This is a genomic window from Cellulomonas persica, from assembly GCF_007989825.1.
GTDB lineage: Bacteria > Actinomycetota > Actinomycetes > Actinomycetales > Cellulomonadaceae > Cellulomonas > Cellulomonas persica.
In genome coordinates, this window is sequence record NZ_BJUA01000004.1 from 19,985 (window position 1) to 38,508 (window position 18,524).

Here is an 18,524-nt window from a genome sequence, read left to right on the forward strand (position 1 = left end):
GGATGAGACGCGGATGAGAGTCAGGAGCGCAGGCGGTCGAGGAGCGCGGGGACGGCCACGTCGATCGGGTCGCGCAGGACCTCGTCGGCCAGGTGGTCGTACGGCGTGGGCTCGGCGTTCACGACGACGAGGCGCGCACCCGAGTCGACCGCGAGCGCGGCGAGACTCGCGACGGGCTGCACGGTCAGCGTCGTACCGATCGCGACGAACGTCGTGGCGTCCGTGGCCGCCGCGACCGCGTGCTGCAGCGCGTCGTCGGGCAGCTGCTCGCCGAAGTACACGACGTCCGGCTTGAGGATGCCGCCGCACTCCGGGCACGCGGGGTCGGGCTCGTCGGCCAGGCGCGCGAGCACGTCCGTCGTCGGCCACGTCGTCTGGCACCGCAGGCACGAGGTCGTGGCGAGCGACCCGTGCAGCTCGACCGTGCGCTCGTCGGACGAGCCCGCGGCCTGGTGCAGGCCGTCGAAGTTCTGTGTGAGGACCGCGATCAGATCGCCGGCCCGCTCGAGCTCGGCCAATGCCCGGTGCGCCGCCGTCGGCCGGGCGTGCCACACGGCGTGCTCCGCCCACGCGCGCCAGCCCCGCACGCGCACGTCGCGCTCGCGGACGTACGCCCCGATCTCCAGCAGGTCCGCCGCGGCCGGGTCGCGCGTCCACACGCCCTGCGGGCCCCGGAAGTCGGGGATGCCCGACGACGTCGAGATCCCCGCGCCGGTCAGGACCGTGATCGTCGGGTCGTCGTGATGGTGCGGCACGCGCTCAGCCCTTCGCGTCGAGCCGGGCCGCGACGTCCGCGGGGAACCCGCCCGTCGCGAGCGGACCCCACCGCTCCGGCGTGATCCGCAGCAGGCTCTTGCCCTGCAGCCGCATCGCCGCGCGGTACTCGTCCCAGTCCGGGTGCTCGCCCGCGATGCACCGGTAGTAGTCGACGAGCGCGTCCTCGGCCTCGGGCATGTGCAGCACCTGCGCGGTGCCGTCGACCTGCACCCACGGGCCGTTCCAGTCGTCGGACAGCACGCACACGCTCACGCGCGGGTCGCGCTCGGCGTTGCGGGTCTTCGCGCGGCCCGGGTACGTCGAGACGACGATGCGGCCCTCGTCGTCGACACCGCCCGAGACCGGCGAGACCTGCGGACGGCCGTCGGCGCGCGTCGTGACGAGCAGCAGGTGGTGACGGGGGCGGACGAACTCGAGCAGCTCGTCGCGGGAGACCGCGGTGGTGGTCGCGATGGAACGTGCCATGCGACGACGGTACGACGACTCCGGTCCGGGTATGGGCGCTCGCTGTGGATCGCCTCGGACGAGGCGACGTGCCGCGTGGTTGTGTACGGCCATGGATGGCATGCAGTCGGAGCCCGTGCTGGGGCGGCTCCCCGAGGGCAGGGTCGCCGACGTGCGGCCCACCTACTTCGTGACGTTCCTGACCGGACCGGTCGAGGGCGGGCTCGACGACGTCGCGGGTGAGGCGACGTACGTGTTCGCGGGCGCGCGGGACGTCATCGCGGTGATCGCCTGGGCGCAGCAGCACCTGCCGGACCGGCTCCTGCTCGCTGAGGTGAGCGTGCAGCCGTATGGCAGCGCGGATCGGGCACGCGTCTGGTCGCTCCAGCCCGACTCTCCGTGGGCGCGGGCGGAAGGCCCCGACTACACCTACTGAGAGCGCATGGCGCCGCCCCACAGCGCGATCAGTCGGTCCACACGCCCTGGACCACCCATGCGCCGGCGCTCCAGCGCAAGTCGATGTGGGCTCGCATCGCCGTGGCATCCGGGTCGTCCTTCAGGACCGAGCCGTCGGCCGCGAGGCGCCGGGACGGGTGCTCGACGAAGTCGACGCTTGCGGCGAAGACGCCGTCCTCGGCAGCCGAAGCGTGCCCGAGGCCGACGTCGATCGCACCCCCGATGATCCTCTCGCCCTTGGTGGCGACCTCCGCCGCGAGGTCTCGTGCGCTGGCGCAGAACGTGCAGTCCGGGCCAGACAGGTCCTCCCATTGCGCGGTGTCGCCACTGGCCATCACGTAGGGGAGGAGCTGGACGACGTACTTCGCAACGAGGGCGGCGTTCTCGACGGTAGCCGGGCCCTCGAGTGCGGCAGGGCGACTGGGCGGGACGGTGACGTCCTTGTCCGGCCCGCTGGTCATGACCGGCTCCGGAGTCGGGCCGGGCGTCGGACTCGACGTCCGGGACGGTGCCGCTGTCGGAGCGCTCGCGGTGACTGCCTTGGCGGGCTGTGGGGCGCGCGCCGCGCAGCCTGCCGCGAGCAACACAGCGATGACGAGGACGAACCAGCCCGTCGCGCGCGACATGAGGGCGAACGAAACCGGCCCGGACACGGACCGGCTGACCGGCTCTGCGTCCGGCGCGGGGCCCCGTTCCACGACGATCAGCAGGCTGGTCAGCACTGCTTCGTCGCCTGCCAGCTGCGGCCGCCAGCACGACGAGCGCCGCCGGGGCAGTCGCACCGACTGTTCGTGCGTCATCCGTTGTCGCCCCACTCGTCGACCTGGACGCCGTCAACCGTCCACTTACCGTCCGACCAGCTCAGCTCGATCTGGGCCTGCATCGAGTACGTGTCTGGGAAGTCCTCGACGATGGAGCCGTCCGGGGCGACGGTGCGGGACGGGGTCTCGACGTACTCGATGCCGACGACGAACCTGTCGCCACCAAGTGCGGACACGCCCGCGAAACCCAGCTCGTAGGCCCCGCCAGTGCCGTGGTTGCCTGGATCGTGGATCCCCGCGACGAGCTCGCGAACGCTCTGGCAGTAGGTGCAGTCCGTGCCGCTCAACTCGTTCCACGCACCGAGATCGCCTGTGGCGACGGCGTAGGGGAACAGCGTCAGGAAGTACCGCCCGACCTCTTTCGCGTTCTCTTCGGTAGCAGGGCCGTTGAACGCGGCTGGGCGTGTTGGCGGCGTCGACATGTCCTGGTCCGGTCCGCTGCTCGCGGTCGGTTCTGGCGTGGCCTCGGGCGTCGGACTCGACGTGGGCGAGGGGGTCGGCGACGCAGAGATGCTCAGCGTGGCCGTCGACGCAGGCTCCGGGACTTCCGTTCCGCAGCCTCCCGAGACCGATACAGCGAGGACCACGACCAGCGAGGCGGGGGCGCGCGACATGCGCGCGAAAGTACCCAATCCGGACGTCGCGCGGGGGCCCTCCGCCTGTCTGTGGACAAGCAGAGGGCCCCGGCGTCGGCGCGTGAGTGTTCAAATCAGGCGACCGGTTCGGGTACCCGATCGACGGCGGCCGCGGGCTCCGCCTCGGGGCGGCGAGCCAGGCGGCTCGGCCACCACATGCGCGGGCCGATGTCGAGGTTGAGCGCGGTGACGAGCACCGAGCGGACGACGAGAGTGTCGAGCAGCACGCCGAACGCGACGGCGAACCCGATCTCCGCGAACGCGACCGCGGGCAGGGTGCCGAGCGTCGCGAACGTGCCCGCGAGCACCAGCCCGGCCGAGGTGATGACGCCACCCGTCGCGGCGAGGCCGATGAGCGTGCCGCGGCGGTGGCCGACGCGCTGCACCTCCTCCCGCACGCGCGTCATGAGGAAGATGTTGTAGTCGATCCCCAGCGCGACGAGGAACACGAAGACGAACAGCGGGAACGACGAGTCCGCGCCGGCGAAGTCGAACACGTTGCGGAACACGAGCGCCGAGACGCCGAGCGCCGCACCGAACGACAGGACCACCGTGCCCATGAGCACGAGCGGCGCGACGATCGACCGCAGCAGCGCCACCAGGATCAGCAGGACCGCGAGCAGGATGATCGGGATCACGACGAGGTTGTCGCGCGCCGACGCCCGTTGCACGTCCAGGTTGATCGCGGTCTCGCCGCCGACCTCCGCGTTCGCACCCGGCACCGCGTGCACCGCGTCGCGGACGCGGTCGATGGTGTCGAAGGCATCGTCGGAGTCCGGCTCGCTGCTGAGCGTGCCCTCCAGGTACGCGGTCCCGTTCACGACGACGGGCTCGGTGACGCTCGCCGGGTCGATGCCCTCGACGCCCTCGAACGCTGCGGCGACCTCGTCGGCCTGCTCCGCGTTCGCGAGGACCATGACCGGCGAGCCGACGCCGCCCGTGAAGTGCTCGACGAGCACCTTCTCTCCGACGATCGACGGCTGCTCGCTCGTGAACGACTCCTCGGTCGACAGGCCCGTGGCGTTGAGCTGCAGCACGCCGAACGACGCGATGACGAGGACCACGGCCGTGCCGACCCAGGTCCGCCGCGGACGCAGCGCGATGCGGTCCCCGACGCGCGCCCAGAACCCGTGCTCGGTCGGCTCGGCGTCGCCCAGGTGCGGCACGCGCGGCCAGAACACCCAACGGCCGAACGTCACGAGCAGCGCGGGGAGCAGCGTGAGCATGACGAGCAGGCAGACGACGATGCCCGCGGCCGCGACGGGCCCGAGGCCGGCCGTCGAGTTCATCGTCGCGAACAGCAGGCACATCATCCCGGCCGCGACCGTGGCACCGGACGCGATGATCGCCGGGCTGGCCCGGTGCAGCGCGACCGCCATGGCGGCGTGCCGGTCGCCGTGCTTGCGCAGCTCCTCGCGGTATCTGGCGGTCAGCAGCAACGCGTAGTCGGTGCCCGCGCCGAACACCAGGACGGTGAGGATGCCCGCGCTCTGCGCGTTCACCGTGAGGTCGGCGTTCTCCGCGAGCAGGTACACCACGGCCTGCGCGACCGTCAGCGCGACCACCGCCGAGACGACGGGCAGCAGCCACAGCACCGGGCTGCGGTAGGTGAGCAGCAGGATGACGATGACCACGGCAGCCGCCGCGTACAGCAGCGTCGAGTCGATGCCCTCGAACGCCTCGGCGGAGTCTGCGGACGCCCCGACCGGACCCGTGACGTGGAGCTCGAGCCCGTCGGGGTTGTCCGCGCCCGCGGCGCGCAGGTCGTCGACCACGTCGATCGCGAGGTCCCAGTCGTCCATGGCGACGGGCACGATGACCTGCGCCGCCTCACCGTCCTGCGAGATCTGCGGGCCGACGACCTCTCCCGCCAGCAGCTCGACGGCGCCGAACGCGCGCACGTCGTCGGCGATGGCCTGTTGGTCCTGCGGTGTCAGGCCCCCGGGTCTCTCGTAGACGACGACCGCTGGTGCGGTGTCCTCCGGGACGAACGCCGACGCGCGTTCCAGCACCTGCGTGGACTCCGCGTCCTTCGGGAGCCAGCTCGCGGCCTCGTTGTCCTGCGCGTCGGTGAGCTTGCCGGCGAGGGGGCCGAGCAGCGCGAGTGCCCCCAGCCAGAACGCGATGACGACGTACTTCACGTAACGGTGGGTGACCCACCCGGCGACCTTGGCCATGACACGTCCCCTGATCGGTGTCGGAAGTGTGGGATCGCGCCCACGAGCGGGGCGCCACGACACACACTGACGAATCAGGAGCAACGGGGACTATCCGGGATACCCCCCATTGTCAGGTGGGGTCTCCCTGAGTCAGCCGGGGTACCTGTCAGGGGCGAGCTAGCTGACGAGCCGGCTGCGAAGCTCGACGACGTCGAACGGTTCGAAGGTCGTGGTGGTGAACGCGGTGCCCGGGATGTCGCGCCATTCGCGGTCGGGGTCGTCGTCGACGCGGTACTTGCCCTTCCACGTGGTGGTCATCGTGACGTGGGCGGTCAGCTCGTCGGCGTAGGTGTGCGTGACGTCGAACGCCGGATAGGGAGCGCCGGGGTCATCAGTCACCAGCGTCGTGCCGTCACCGAAATCCCATGCGTACTCGACCGGGTAGGCGTCGACGTCGATGCCGTAGTCCAGCAGCGACGTGCGGAACGTGCGGTGCTGCGGATTGGCGTAGACGATCAGGGCCTTGTTGACCAGCGCCTCCGCGCCGGCTGGCTGGCGATGCGCTTCCAATGGCTCGATGGTGAGGCGTCGAAGGTCCTGCTCGGTCAACGTTGGTAGGAGGTCGTCAGGGCACGCCCACCCAGCGCGCATCTGCCATAGCGACCATTCGTTACTGGTGGGTGAGGGTCGTGTACGGACCCACAGGGGCTCGACGGGAGTGTCGCCCTCGCAGTACGGGACGTGAACCGTGCCATTTGGAGGAGCGCACGGACCACCAATGGCTGGGGTGAGGTACTCCGAGTTCACGTTGCACAGCGGTGCACGTGCGTACTGCCGCAGAGGATCAGGCTGTGCATTCCACGCGCGCAGTTCCTGCTCGCCCTCGAATGCGTCGACAAGGACGACCTTGTCCTCCCCCATCTGTGACTTCGCAGAGGCCACGGTGGGTGTCGTGGCCAGCAGGACCGCCCCCGAGACCAGGACTGCGGAGGCTCGTCGGCCCCACCTCACGGGTTCTTGCCCCAGTCGTCGACCTGCACGCCGTTCACGACCCACGAGCTCCCGGTCCAGGCCAGACTGAAGTTGGCCTTGTAGGAGAGCGTCTCGGGGAAGTCCTCGACCACGGTGCCGTCTGGCGCGACCGTCTGTGACGGCGTTTCGATGTACTCGATGCCGACGACGAACTCTCCGGCGCCCACGTCGAACCCGGACGTGAACCCGAGCTCGAAGGCGCCGCCCTCGCCGTGGTTCCCGGCGTCGTGGATCTCCGAGACGAAAGCGCGAACGCTCGAGCAGTACGAGCACGGCTCGCCGCTGAGGGCATCCCAGGCTTCCAGGTCGCCGGTAGCGACGACGTAGGGGAAGAGCGAGAGGAAGTAGCGCGCGACGGCCTTCGCGTTCTCCTCTGTGGGCGGACCCTCCAGCGCGGCGGGTCGTGCCGGTGGAACCCTGACGTCCAGGGCCGCGCCGGTCGGCACATCCGTCGCACTGGCGGTCGGCTGGAGTGCGGCCGGGGACGGGTCCGCGGCGGCGGTCGCTGGTGCCGCCGACTGCGTGGCGTCGACAGGGTCAGCGCGCGCGCCGGTGCAGGCCGTGAGCGTCGACAACGCGAGCGCGAGCAGGAGCGCGAGCGATCGGCGGGGCATGGGTGGAAAGTACACAACTCGGGCACGCGACGTGCCGGGTGGTCCGTGTGGATGTGGACAACCGTCCTCGCGCCCGCCCCGGAGCGTCGCCTCGCGGCTGGTGGTGCACCGTCCGCGGCGACCTCCCGTGGGTCACGGCGGCGGGGGTCATCGACTTGACGAGGTCGACGAGCCGCTGCGAAGCGCCACCGCGCAGCTCATCGCTGTCGAGCCAGCTCGCGAGGATCACGACGCCGCCGTCGTGGAGCGTGAACGACACGTCGGCGGGGAGGGCCCCTGAGCGCGGTGTCCGCTGCGACGTCCTCGAAGGGCTGGAGATCGGCTCCCGTGGAGGCGGGATGTCCCTGATCTTCCCGAGGGAGGTCTCAGGAGGTGAGAGCGCCGGTGAGCGGCGAACCCCGTCGTGGGCCGGCCCAACCCGGAGTCACCGCTAGAACGACGACGAAGAGTGCACCGGCGAGCGTGCCCGCCACTCGCCGCGGGTTCGTCACTTCTTCCCGCCGAACTCTGTGGCCTTCCCCGCCTCTACGGTCCACGCCGATCCCGACCAGTGCAGTCTGAGAACAGCCTTCATCGAGTAGGTGTCTGGGAAGTCCTCGACCAACGAACCGTCGGGCGCGACCGTGCGCGACGGCGTCTCCACGTACTCGATGCCGACGGTGAAGTCCCCGTCGTCCTTCCTGATCCCCGACGTGAAGCCCAGCTCGTACGCGCCTCCGGTGCCGTGATTGCCCGCGTCGTGTATCTCGGTGACGATGCCGCGGAGGTGCTTGCAGTACTTGCACCCTTGGCCGCTCAGGGCATCTATGGCGGCGAGGTCCCCCGTGGCCACGGCATAGGGAAACAACGAGAGGAAGTAGCGGCCGACCGCCTTCGCGTTCTCCTCGCTTGCGGGGCCGTCCAAGGCTTCAGGGCGGGCGGGTGGCGTGGACACGCGCTGCGCGTCGGTGGCCGGGGTCGGCGTGGGAGTTGATGCCGGTGCGGTCGGGGCCGACTGCGTCGCCGAGGTGGCCGTGCTCGACGGGGTGGCGCTCGCGGACGGGTCCGGGCTCGGGGAGGTGCAGGCCGCAAGGGCAAGTGCCGCGACAGCGATCGTCAGCAGCGTGCGAGTCCGGAGCACGCGTGGAAACTATCCAACTCGGACACATGGTGGGCCGGGTGGTCCGTCCGGGTGTGGAAAACCCCCGTCCGCGGTGGACATGTTCGAGTACGCGCGTCATGAGGAGGGCCCGTGTCGTCGTGCCTGCTGTGCGGGTTCTCGTGGTGCGATGGCCGCGCTTGCGGTCGCGAACAGCGTGAGCACGTGTGACCCGGCGATGAGAGCAAGCCGCGACGCCTCCTCACTCCGGTTCGCCCCAGGTCTCGACGTCGACGCCGTTGACCACCCAGGACGAGCCGGTCCAGCTCAGACTGATGTTGGCCTTCATCGAGTTCCGGTCGGGATAGTCCGCCACCACCGTCCCGTCCGGAGCGACCGTCTGAGACGGGGTCTCGAAGTACTCGAGTCCCACGATGAACTCACCGTTCCCGAGCGCGAAGCCCGAGGTGAACCCGAGCTCGAACGCCCCGCCCGTGCCGCGGTTCCCGGCATCGTGGATCTCGGCGACTGCGTCGCGAAGGCTCTGGCAGTACTTGCAGGACGGTCCGCTGAGTGCGTCCCAAGCCTCGAGGTCCCCGGTCGCGACGGCATACGGGAAGAGAGACATGAAGTACCGGCCGACCGCCTTCGCGTTCTCCTCGCTGGCCGGACCGTCTAGGGCTTCGGGGCGGGCGGGCGGCGTGGTCGCGTCCTGCGCGTCGGTGGCCGGGGTCGCGGATGGAGTCGGCGGTGCCGGTATGGAGGTCGAAGGCGGTGACTGTGTCACCGACACCGAATGCGAGGTTGCGGCGCTCGCGGACGGGTCCGGGCTCGGGGAGGTGCAGGCCGCGAGGGTGAGTGCCGCAAGAGCGATCGTCAGCAGCGCGCGCGTCCGGAGCATGCGCGGAAACTACCCAGCGCGGACACGTGGTGGGCCGGGTAGTCGGTCGGGGATGTGGACAACCGTCCTCGTGCTGGGCGCAGGCCGGTCGGGGCGGGGTTTCACGCCTGCGGCGAACACGGGCCTATCGGCCACGGGTGCGCCGTTAGCATCGAACAACGCCGCATCGTCGTCGGCCCCGGCGCTCCCCACCGAAGCCGGGACAGGACGACGAGCACGCCGCTCGTGAGGAGTGCACATGTTCGAGAGATTCACGGACCGAGCCCGTCGCGTGGTCGTCCTCGCCCAGGAAGAGGCGCGGATGCTCAACCACAACTACATCGGCACCGAGCACATCCTCCTGGGCCTGATCCACGAGGGTGAGGGTGTCGCGGCCAAGGCGCTCGAGTCGCTCGGGATCTCGCTGGAGGCCGTGCGCGCTCAGGTGCAGGAGATCATCGGCGAGGGGCAGCAGGCGCCGAGCGGGCACATCCCGTTCACGCCGCGCGCCAAGAAGGTGCTGGAGCTGTCGCTGCGCGAGGCGCTGCAGCTCGGCCACAACTACATCGGCACCGAGCACATCCTGCTCGGGCTCATCCGCGAGGGTGAGGGTGTCGCCGCCCAGGTGCTGAACAAGCTGGGCGCGGACCTCAACCGCGTGCGCCAGCAGGTCATCCAGCTCGTGTCGGGCTACCAGGGCAAGGAGCCGGTCGCCGCCGGTGGGCCGCAGGAGGGTCAGCCCTCGGGCTCGGCCGTGCTCGACCAGTTCGGGCGCAACCTGACGCAGGCCGCGCGCGACAACAAGCTCGACCCGGTCATCGGGCGCGAGAAGGAGATCGAGCGGGTCATGCAGGTGCTGTCCCGCCGCACCAAGAACAACCCGGTGCTGATCGGCGAGCCCGGCGTCGGCAAGACGGCCGTGGTCGAGGGTCTGGCGCAGGACATCGTGCGCGGGGACGTGCCCGAGACGCTCAAGGACAAGCAGCTCTACACGCTGGACCTGGGCGCGCTCGTGGCCGGCTCGCGCTACCGCGGTGACTTCGAGGAGCGCCTGAAGAAGGTGCTCAAGGAGATCCGCACGCGCGGCGACATCATCCTGTTCATCGACGAGATCCACACGCTCGTCGGCGCGGGTGCGGCCGAGGGCGCGATCGACGCCGCGTCGATCCTCAAGCCGATGCTCGCCCGCGGTGAGCTGCAGACGATCGGCGCGACGACCCTCGACGAGTACCGCAAGTACGTCGAGAAGGACCCGGCCCTGGAGCGTCGCTTCCAGCCGATCCAGGTCAGCGAGCCGAACCTGCAGCACGCGATCGAGATCCTCAAGGGTCTGCGTGACCGGTACGAGGCGCACCACCGTGTCTCGATCACGGACGGCGCGCTCGTCGCGGCCGCGACGCTCGCGGACCGGTACGTCAACGACCGCTACCTGCCGGACAAGGCGATCGACCTGGTCGACGAGGCGGGCGCGCGTCTGCGCATCCGTCGCATGACGGCCCCGCCGGAGCTGCGCGAGCTGGACGAGGAGATCGCCGCGACGCGTCGCGACAAGGAGTCGGCGATCGACGAGCAGGACTTCGAGAAGGCCGCGCGTCTGCGTGACCAGGAGAAGCAGCTCGGCCTCAAGCGCGTCGAGAAGGAGAAGGCCTGGAAGTCGGGCGACCTCGACGCCGTCGCGGAGGTCGACGAGGAGCTCATCGCCGAGGTGCTGGCGAACGCCACGGGCATCCCGGTGTTCAAGCTCACCGAGGAGGAGTCCAGCCGTCTGCTCCACATGGAGGAGAACCTGCACAAGCGGGTCGTCGGCCAGGACGCCGCCATCAAGGCGCTCTCGCAGGCCATCCGCCGCACGCGGGCGGGCCTCAAGGACCCGAAGCGTCCCGGTGGGTCGTTCATCTTCGCCGGCCCCACGGGCGTCGGGAAGACCGAGCTCGCCAAGGCGCTCGCGGAGTTCCTGTTCGGTGACGAGGACGCGCTCATCCAGCTCGACATGTCCGAGTTCTCGGAGAAGCACACCGTCTCGCGTCTGTTCGGCTCGCCCCCCGGGTACGTCGGGTACGACGAGGGTGGTCAGCTCACCGAGAAGGTGCGTCGCCGGCCGTTCTCCGTCGTCCTGTTCGACGAGGTCGAGAAGGCGCACGCGGACATCTTCAACTCGCTGCTGCAGATCCTCGAGGACGGTCGCCTGACCGACTCGCAGGGCCGCGTCATCGACTTCAAGAACACCGTCATCATCATGACGACGAACCTCGGCACGCGGGACATCGCCAAGGGCGTCATGACGGGGTTCCAGGCCGGTGGCGAGCTCGCGACCGACTACGAGCGCATGAAGGCGAAGGTCAACGACGAGCTCAAGCAGCACTTCCGGCCTGAGTTCCTCAACCGCGTCGATGACGTGGTGGTCTTCCCGCAGCTCTCGCAGCCGGAGATCTTCCAGATCGTCGACCTGATGATCGCGAAGCTCGACCTGCGTCTGCGCGACAAGGACATGGGCATCGAGATCACGCCCGCGGCCAAGAAGTTGCTGTCGGAGAAGGGTTACGACCCGGTGCTGGGTGCTCGGCCGCTGCGCCGTGCGATCCAGCGGGACATCGAGGACGCGCTGTCCGAGAAGATCCTGTTCGGCGAGCTCAAGGCCGGTCAGCTCGTGATCGTCGACGCCGAGGGCGAGGGGCTCCTCGGGGAGTTCACGTTCCGCGGCGTCCCGCGCGGGACGGTCGACCGCGAGCCCGTTCCCGTCGGGGCGTCCGCGGGGACGCCGGGCTCCGGCCGGGACCTGCCCGCGGCGCCGCCCATCGCGGCGTCGGGTGACGGAGGCTCGGGCCTGCAGCCCGCCTGACGCACCGCATGCACCACCGACGAGGGCCGGAGCCGACGCGCTCCGGCCCTCGTCGCGTGTCCGGCCCCGTCGCGGGCCCCGGCAGCCGTGCTGACGGGCGAGAGTCGTGCGGCGTCATGCGGGGTCGTCAGCAATCGGGTGAGTCGTCAGCGAGAGGTGACGACTCACCCCGTCGCTGACGACCGACGGTGCCGTTGTCGCGACCGGCCGGGGCTCGACCGGTGACGGACGAGGGAGCACCATCGTCGTCGTGGACCCGCGTGCGTGCCGACCCGGTGACGGCGCCGTCCGTGCGCGGCGCGCGCCACGGCTCCGGCATGCCCCCTGGCGAGCACGGCGGGCGATCGTCGCCGTCGTGCTCGCGGCGGTCGTCGGGACGGCCGGCGTGGCGTGCAGCCCGGCGGACGACGAGGCCCCGACGCCGAGGTCCGCGACAGGCGCCGCGACGAGCCCTGCGACGCCGTCCTCTCCGCTCCCCGCGGAGGTGCTGGCGGGGCTCGGTGTGTCGATCGCGCAGGCGCGGCTCGACCGCGAGCGGCGGGTGGTGCAGGTACGCGTCGCGAACTCCTCGGGTGTCGACGTGACCGTCGTCGAGGCGCGCCTCGTCGCTCCGGGCGCCACCGGGAGGGCGGTCTCGACCCGCGAACGGGCCGTCCGCAGCGGGGTGGACCGCGACCTGTCCGTCGCGCTCGGAGCGCCCCGGTGCGACGGGCCGACGAGCGCGCCGGCGGGTGACGCGAGCGTCGAGCTCGACGTCGTGGCCGACGACGGGCGCTCCGGCTCGTGGCGCGGCACGCCGGAGGACCCGAACGGCGTGCTGACCCGCATCCGGCGCGAGGACTGCGCGGCGCTCACGGTCGCCTCCGGTGCCCGCCTGACCCTCGACCCGGACGTCGTCCTCACCGAGCCGACCGACGGCGGCCGGCTGACGGGATCCGTCACGCTGCGGCTCGAGCCCGTGCCGGGCGGGCCGCGCGTCGAGGTGCTCCAGGTCGACGGCACGACGTTGCTCACGCCGTCGGGCGGTGCGGCGTCCTGGCCGCTGACGCTCGACTCGGCGGACGGACCGGCCGAGGTGACGCTCGCGTTCGAGCCCGCGCGCTGCGACGCGCACGCGGTCGCCGAGGACAAGCGCGGCACGTTCCTGGGCGTGCGGGCGCGGGTCGACGGGGTCGATCAGGAGGTCGTCTACCTGCCGCCCGGGGACGCGCTGCGGGGCGCGATCCGCGCGTACATCGGCACCGCGTGCGGCTGGCCCGATCCGTGACGCCGATCGGTGCTCGACGGACGAACGGCCCGCGCACAGTGTCGGCGGCAGGTGCCAGGATCGCGACATGACCAGCAACGACGCTGACCACGGACCCAACGCGCAGGACGGGACGGCCGCCGGCGACCGCCCGGTGCTGCCGCGCAGCACACCCGAGGAGCAGGGGATCGACCCGCGCGGCGTCGCGGCGCTCGTCGACGCGCTCGCGCGCGGCTTGCCCGAGCAGGAGCTGCGCTCGCTCGTCGTCGTGCGGCACGGGCACGTCGTGGTCGAGGGCGCCCGTGCTCCGTACGCGACCGACCGCCTGCACGCGCTGTACTCCTTGAGCAAGACGTTCACGGCGACCGCGGTCGGACTCGCCGTGGCCGAGGGTCGGCTGGGGCTCGACGACGCGGTCGTCGACCTCGTGCCCGACGAGGTCCCCACGAGCGGGCTGTCCGACGACGAGCGCGTACGGCTCGGGCGGCTGACCGTCCGCCACCTGCTGACGATGCGCTCGGGTCACGAGGTCGAACCGGAGATCTTCCCGTCCCGGCGGTGGGTCGCCGCGTTCCTCGCGGCGCCGCTCGCGCACGAGCCGGGCACGCACTTCCTCTACAACACCTCGGCGACCTACGTGCTCGCGGCGCTCGTCGAGCGGGCGGTGGGCTGCGGCCTGCTCGACTACCTGCGCCCGCGGGTGCTCGACCCGCTCGGGTTCGGCCCGGCCACGTGGGAGGTCTCGCCCGAGGGTCACGCCGTGGGCGGGTTCGGGCTCTCGGCGGCGCCCCGGGATATCGCGGCGTTCGGTGAGCTCCTGCTGCGGGACGGCGTCTGGCGCGGGCGGCGGCTGCTGCCGGAGGGCTGGGTCGCGCTCGCGACGCAGGCGCACGTCCCGCCGGGCACCGCCCCTGGCGACGAGCGCAGCGACTGGGCGCAGGGCTACGGATTCCAGATGTGGCGCTCGCGGCACGGTGTCCGCGGCGACGGCGCGTTCGGGCAGTTCTGCCTGGTGCTGCCCGAGCAGGACGTGGTCGTCGCGATGTCGTCGGCGGTGCGCGACATGCAGGCCCCGCTCGACGCGGTGTGGGAGCACCTGCTGCCCGCATGCGGTGACGCGCCGCTCCCGCCGGACGACGAGGGACGCGCCGAGCTGGACCGTGCGTTCGCGGACCTGCAGGTGACGTGGCCGCAGGGTGACGCGACGTCGCCCGTGGCGGCGCGGCTCGACGGGCGACGGGTCGTGTTCGACCCGAACCCGCTCGGTGTCACGCACGCCACCGTCACGTTCGGCGACGAGCACGACCGCCTCGAGCTGCGTCACGAGGGAGAGTCGGTCGCGCTCGTCGTCGGGCACGACGAGCCGGCGCTCGGGGTGGTGCCGCCGCGCTACCCCGGCATGCCCGGACCGGAGCCCGTCCTCGCGCACGCGGTGTGGACGGCGCGCGACGAGTACGTCGTGACGGTCCGTGCGCTCGAGGACACCCCGGTGCTCACGGTGACCGCGAAGGTGACGGGCGACCTGGTGGAGGTGACGCCGCGGGTCAACGTGTCGTTCGGACCCACCGAGCTGCCGGCCCTGCGGGGTGTGCTGGCCGACCGCACCTGACGGCTCCGGTGGCCGTGGCGCACCTGCGGCCGTCGCGACTGACAGGATTGCGGCCATGCAGCACCTGGTCGTGATGGGGGTCGCCGGCTCCGGCAAGACGACGGTCGCGCTCCTGCTCGCGGAGCGGCTCGGCTGGACGTTCGCGGAGGCGGACGACTTCCACCCCGAGGCGAACGTCGCGCTCATGGCGGCGGGCACACCGCTGACCGACGAGGACCGCGCGCCGTGGCTCGCGTCGATCGCGCAGTGGATCTCGCAGCGGGACGCCGAGGGCGTGAGCACGGTCGTCACGTGCTCGGCGCTGCGCCGCGCCTATCGCGACGTGCTGCGCGGCGCGGCGGGCGACGTGCGGTTCGTGCACCTCGCGGGGGATCCCGAGGTCATCGCGATGCGCATGGCGGCGCGCACCGACCACTTCATGCCGACGTCGCTGCTGCCGTCGCAGCTCGCGACGCTCGAGCCGCTGGAGGCCGACGAGGCCGGGGTCGTCGTCCCGATCGGGCCGCCGCCCGCGCAGGTCGTCGACGAGGCGCTGCACGCGTTGGGGCTGGACGCGGACGGAGCCTGAGCCCGCCATACGGACGTGCGCCGGACGTGCGACACGTGTCGCACGGCGTGTCGCGGGGCGTTTCACTGCAGTCGAGGAATCGCTGTCTCATTCGGCGTGCGTCGCATTGACCCTATTTGCCCGAACCTCTAGCGTTCGGGGTGCGCTCGACGGCGAGAGCGCGTCCAGGCGGGCATGGTCTCGGTGGCCGGTCGCCTTCACGATCGTCCGTGCTGATCAGTCGTGATGCGCGGGACGAGCGTGGGGCGGATCAGGTTCCAAGCGATGGGGCGTGCGTCGAGTGCGGTTTATTTGACACGCGCACAATTGCCTCGATGTTCGTCGGCACGACGACCGGGGCAGGTTATGGGAATACACCACATGCCATTCTTCGCACGACCTTGCGGCGCCGGCGCATTACGCGCGCCTTTCCCTCCGCGCGGCGCGGACGTGCCCGCATGACCGCGGTCCAGGAGGCCCAGGCCCAGCCAGTCGTCGCTCCGCCGACGCCCGCGACGAGCCGGCGTGCGACCCTCGTCGACCTGTTCCGGTTCGTCGGGGTGCAGCGCGGGTTCGTCGGCGTCGTGCTCGGGCTCGGCGTCCTGACCGCGGCGACGACGCTCGCCCAGCCTGCGCTCGTCGGGCGCGTGCTCGAGCTCGTCGCGGACGGGGAGCCGGTCGGACGGCTGCTGGTCGTGCTCGCGGCCGTCGTCGTCGGTGGGGGAGTGCTCAGCGGCGTGCAGCACTACCTGGTGCAGCGGACCGCGGAGGGTGCGGTGCGGGCGTCGCGGCGCAGGCTCGTCGCGCACCTGCTGCGGCTGCCGGTCGCAGAGATCGACCGTCGTCGCACGGGAGACCTCGTGGCGCGCGTCGCCAACGACACGAGCGTGGTGCGGTCCGCGCTCACGCAGGGCTTCGTCGAGAGCATCGCGGGGGTGTTCACGCTCCTCGGCGCGATGATCGCCATGCTGCTGCTCGACCCGATGCTGCTGCTCGTCGCGTTCGTCGTCGCGCTCGTGGCGGTGGCGTGCGTCGCCGCGGTCACGCAGCAGCTCGAGCGTTCGAGCCACGGGCTGCAGCGCGCGGTCGGCGAGCTCGGCACCGCGACCGACCGTGCGCTGCGCAGCGTGCGGACGGTGCGCGCCGCGAATGCGACGGAGAACGAGACGGCGCGCGTCGTCAGTCGCGTCGACCACGCGTGGAAGGTCGGCCTCGACGTCGCCTGGGTCACCGCGCTCGTCTCACCCCTGTCGAGCATCGCGACGCAGGTGTGCTTCCTCGCCGTGCTGGGCCTCGGTGGCTGGCGCGTCGCGACCGACCACCTGACGGTCGCCGAGCTCGTGCAGTTCATCCTGTACCTGTTCCTGCTGATCCTGCCGCTGGGCCGGATCGTCGGGACCGTCGGTGCGGTCGGCGAGGCGCTGGGCGGGCTCTCGCGCATCGGTGAGGTGCTCGACGTCCCGGAGGAGGACGAGGGCGCGACCAGGCTCGCGTTCGCGGGAGCCCGGCCGAACCCGGACCTGGCGCTCGTGCTCGAGAACGTCTCGTTCCGCTACGACGACGGCCCCGCCGTCCTCGACCGGCTCACGTTCGCGGTCCGACGAGGGCAGCGCGTCGCGGTCGTCGGGCCGTCGGGCGCCGGCAAGAGCACCCTGCTCAACGTGCTCGTGCGGCTGTACGACCCGGTCGCGGGCGTCGTGAAGGTCGATGGCCAGGACGTGCGGGAGCGCACCCGCTCGCAGGTGCGCGCCGGCGTCGGCTACGTCGAGCAGGACGCCCCGGTGCTCGCCGGCACGCTGCGCGACAACCTCACGCTCGCAGTCCCCGCGACCGACGCCGAGTGCCGCACCGCGCTCGCCGACGTGAACCTGCTCGACGTGCTGGACCGGTCACCGGACGGGCTGGACGCGCAGGTCGGCGAGGGCGGCGTGATGCTCTCGGGCGGCGAGCGTCAGCGCCTCGCGCTCGCCCGCGCGCTGCTGGCCCGGCCGACGACGCTGCTGCTCGACGAGTCCACGTCGCACCTCGACGGGCTCAACGAGGCGCGTGTGCGGGACCTCATCGACAGCCAGTCCGCGGGATGCACGCTCGTCGTCGTCGCGCACCGCCTGTCGACGGTCGTCGACAGCGACGTGATCCTCGTGATGGACCGCGGACGCCTGGTCGCCCAAGGCACGCACGAGGAGCTGCTGCGCACGTCGCGGCTCTACCGCGAGCTCGCGCGCACCCAGCTCGTGCGCTGACCGGCCTCGTGTGCTGACCGGCCTCGTGCGCTGAGCGGCCTCTGGTGCTGACCGGCGTCGTGCGCTCACGCGCGTCGGGCCGGTCCGCTCAGGCGGCAGGTGGGGTCGTGCTGCTGCGGACGACGAGCTCGGTCGCGAGGTCGATCCGCAGGTTCGCAGGGCGCGCACCCCCGGCGATCTCGAGCAGCATGCGCGCCGCGGTCGCGGCCATGTCCGCGAGCGGCTGCCGCACGGTCGTCAGACCGGGCTGGACCCACTCGGTGACGGGCAGGTCGTCGTAACCGACCACCGACACGTCCTCGGGCACCCGCAGTCCCAGCTCGCGGGCCGCGCGGATCACGCCGAGCGCCTGGAAGTCGGCGCCCGCGAAGATCGCGGTCGGGCGGTCGGGGCGGCTGAGCAGCTCGTGCCCGTGCTCGTACCCGCCGTCGACGAAGAAGTTGCCCCATCGGACCAGGTCGGCGTCGTACGCGAGCCCGGCCTCGTCGAGCGCGGACCGGTAGCCGTCGACGCGTGCGCGCGAGCACAGCACGTCCCGCGGGCCCGACACCACGCCGATGCGCCGGTGGCCGAGCTGCAGCAGGTGCCGGGTCGCCGCGAGGCCGCCCGCCCAGTTCTGCGAGCCGACGACCGGCACGCCCGCGGGCTGCTCACCTGCGGTGTCGACCACCACGAACGGGATCGAACGGCTCTTGAGCTGCGCCTGCTGCGCCGCGTCGAGCTCGGACAGCACGAAGATCACACCGCGCGGCCGGCGGGCCAGCACGTCGTCGAGCCACTCCTGCGGCGGACGGTGCTCACCGCCGAGCTCGGACAGGACCACGCCCACCCGCGCGGGGCCGGCGACTGTCTCGACACCCTTGATGATCTGCAGCGCCCAGGGCGAGTCCAGCTCGTGGAAGACCAGCTCGATGAGCCCGGACCCGGTGCCGGACGCCGACCGCCGACGCCGGTAGCCGTGGCGCTCGATGACTTCCTCGACGCGCGCACGCGTCGCGGCGGCGACGTCGGACCGGCCGTTGAGCACCTTGGAGACCGTGGGGACGGAGACACCGGCCTCGGCGGCGATCGCGGCGATCGTGGTCTGCGATCCGCGTCCGCCACCGTCGGCGTCGTGGGTCGGGCTCGTGGCACTCATGCCGTG

16 protein-coding genes are annotated in these 18,524 nt (G+C 71.6%); 6 read left to right on the forward strand and 10 right to left on the reverse strand.

The features are described 5' to 3' along the window. Positions 1-20 precede the first annotated feature (20 nt). Complete coding sequence (locus CPE01_RS04865) at positions 21-755, reverse strand: SIR2 family NAD-dependent protein deacylase (RefSeq protein ID WP_146805529.1); 735 nt, start codon at positions 753-755, stop codon at positions 21-23. A 4-nt stretch (positions 756-759) separates the two neighbouring features. Then, positions 760-1,242 (reverse strand): PPOX class F420-dependent oxidoreductase, encoded by a 483-nt coding sequence (locus CPE01_RS04870; RefSeq protein ID WP_146805530.1) that lies wholly within the window; start codon positions 1,240-1,242, stop codon positions 760-762. 91 nt (positions 1,243-1,333) lie between these two features. On the opposite strand from CPE01_RS04870, the gene CPE01_RS04875 reads away from it, so the two are divergent. After that, complete coding sequence (locus CPE01_RS04875; protein WP_146805531.1) at positions 1,334-1,657, forward strand: hypothetical protein; 324 nt, start codon at positions 1,334-1,336, stop codon at positions 1,655-1,657. A gap of 28 nt (positions 1,658-1,685) precedes the next feature. Here the strand turns inward: CPE01_RS04875 and CPE01_RS04880 are convergent, their stop codons facing one another. The 7 genes from CPE01_RS04880 to CPE01_RS04910 all read right to left on the reverse strand — a co-directional run bounded on the left by CPE01_RS04880 (position 1,686) and on the right by CPE01_RS04910 (position 8,917). Then, positions 1,686-2,477 (reverse strand): DUF6318 family protein, encoded by a 792-nt coding sequence (locus tag CPE01_RS04880; protein ID WP_146805532.1) that lies wholly within the window; start codon positions 2,475-2,477, stop codon positions 1,686-1,688. Beyond that, positions 2,474-3,112 (reverse strand): DUF6318 family protein, encoded by a 639-nt coding sequence (locus CPE01_RS04885; protein ID WP_146805533.1) that lies wholly within the window; start codon positions 3,110-3,112, stop codon positions 2,474-2,476. Before CPE01_RS04885 ends, CPE01_RS04880 begins: the two co-directional genes overlap by 4 nt. Positions 3,113-3,207: 95 nt before the next feature. After that, entirely contained in the window at positions 3,208-5,310 is a 2,103-nt protein-coding gene (locus CPE01_RS04890; RefSeq protein ID WP_146805534.1) for an MMPL family transporter, read from the reverse strand. Between the two features lie 159 nt (positions 5,311-5,469). Further along, a complete protein-coding gene (locus CPE01_RS04895; RefSeq protein ID WP_146805535.1) occupies positions 5,470-5,901 on the reverse strand; it encodes a PKD domain-containing protein in 432 nt (143 codons plus the stop codon). A 398-nt stretch (positions 5,902-6,299) separates the two neighbouring features. Beyond that, positions 6,300-6,938, reverse strand: a complete 639-nt coding sequence (locus tag CPE01_RS04900) for a DUF6318 family protein (RefSeq protein WP_146805536.1) — start codon at positions 6,936-6,938, stop codon at positions 6,300-6,302. Positions 6,939-7,425: 487 nt separating this feature from the next. Beyond that, positions 7,426-7,872 (reverse strand): DUF6318 family protein, encoded by a 447-nt coding sequence (locus CPE01_RS04905; protein WP_146805537.1) that lies wholly within the window; start codon positions 7,870-7,872, stop codon positions 7,426-7,428. Between the two features lie 406 nt (positions 7,873-8,278). Further along, a complete protein-coding gene (locus CPE01_RS04910; RefSeq protein WP_146805538.1) occupies positions 8,279-8,917 on the reverse strand; it encodes a DUF6318 family protein in 639 nt (212 codons plus the stop codon). Positions 8,918-9,155: 238 nt separating this feature from the next. On the opposite strand from CPE01_RS04910, the gene CPE01_RS04915 reads away from it, so the two are divergent. The 5 genes from CPE01_RS04915 (at position 9,156) to CPE01_RS04935 (ending at position 17,380) form a co-directional block, all read left to right on the forward strand. After that, positions 9,156-11,735, forward strand: coding sequence for an ATP-dependent Clp protease ATP-binding subunit (locus tag CPE01_RS04915; protein ID WP_146805539.1), 2,580 nt, complete (start codon positions 9,156-9,158; stop codon positions 11,733-11,735). Positions 11,736-12,090: 355 nt separating this feature from the next. Continuing rightward, complete coding sequence (locus CPE01_RS04920; RefSeq protein WP_146805540.1) at positions 12,091-13,002, forward strand: hypothetical protein; 912 nt, start codon at positions 12,091-12,093, stop codon at positions 13,000-13,002. A gap of 67 nt (positions 13,003-13,069) precedes the next feature. Continuing rightward, entirely contained in the window at positions 13,070-14,590 is a 1,521-nt protein-coding gene (locus CPE01_RS04925; RefSeq protein WP_146805541.1) for a serine hydrolase domain-containing protein, read from the forward strand. Positions 14,591-14,645: 55 nt separating this feature from the next. Continuing rightward, positions 14,646-15,158 (forward strand): gluconokinase, encoded by a 513-nt coding sequence (locus CPE01_RS04930; RefSeq protein ID WP_146805542.1) that lies wholly within the window; start codon positions 14,646-14,648, stop codon positions 15,156-15,158. Between the two features lie 437 nt (positions 15,159-15,595). Beyond that, positions 15,596-17,380 (forward strand): ABC transporter ATP-binding protein, encoded by a 1,785-nt coding sequence (locus tag CPE01_RS04935; RefSeq protein WP_146805543.1) that lies wholly within the window; start codon positions 15,596-15,598, stop codon positions 17,378-17,380. A gap of 88 nt (positions 17,381-17,468) precedes the next feature. On the opposite strand, the gene CPE01_RS04940 is transcribed toward CPE01_RS04935, so the two are convergent. Continuing rightward, on the reverse strand, positions 17,469-18,518 hold the full coding sequence (locus CPE01_RS04940; protein ID WP_146805728.1) for a LacI family DNA-binding transcriptional regulator: 1,050 nt from the start codon (positions 18,516-18,518) through the stop codon (positions 17,469-17,471). Positions 18,519-18,524: the final 6 nt, after the last annotated feature.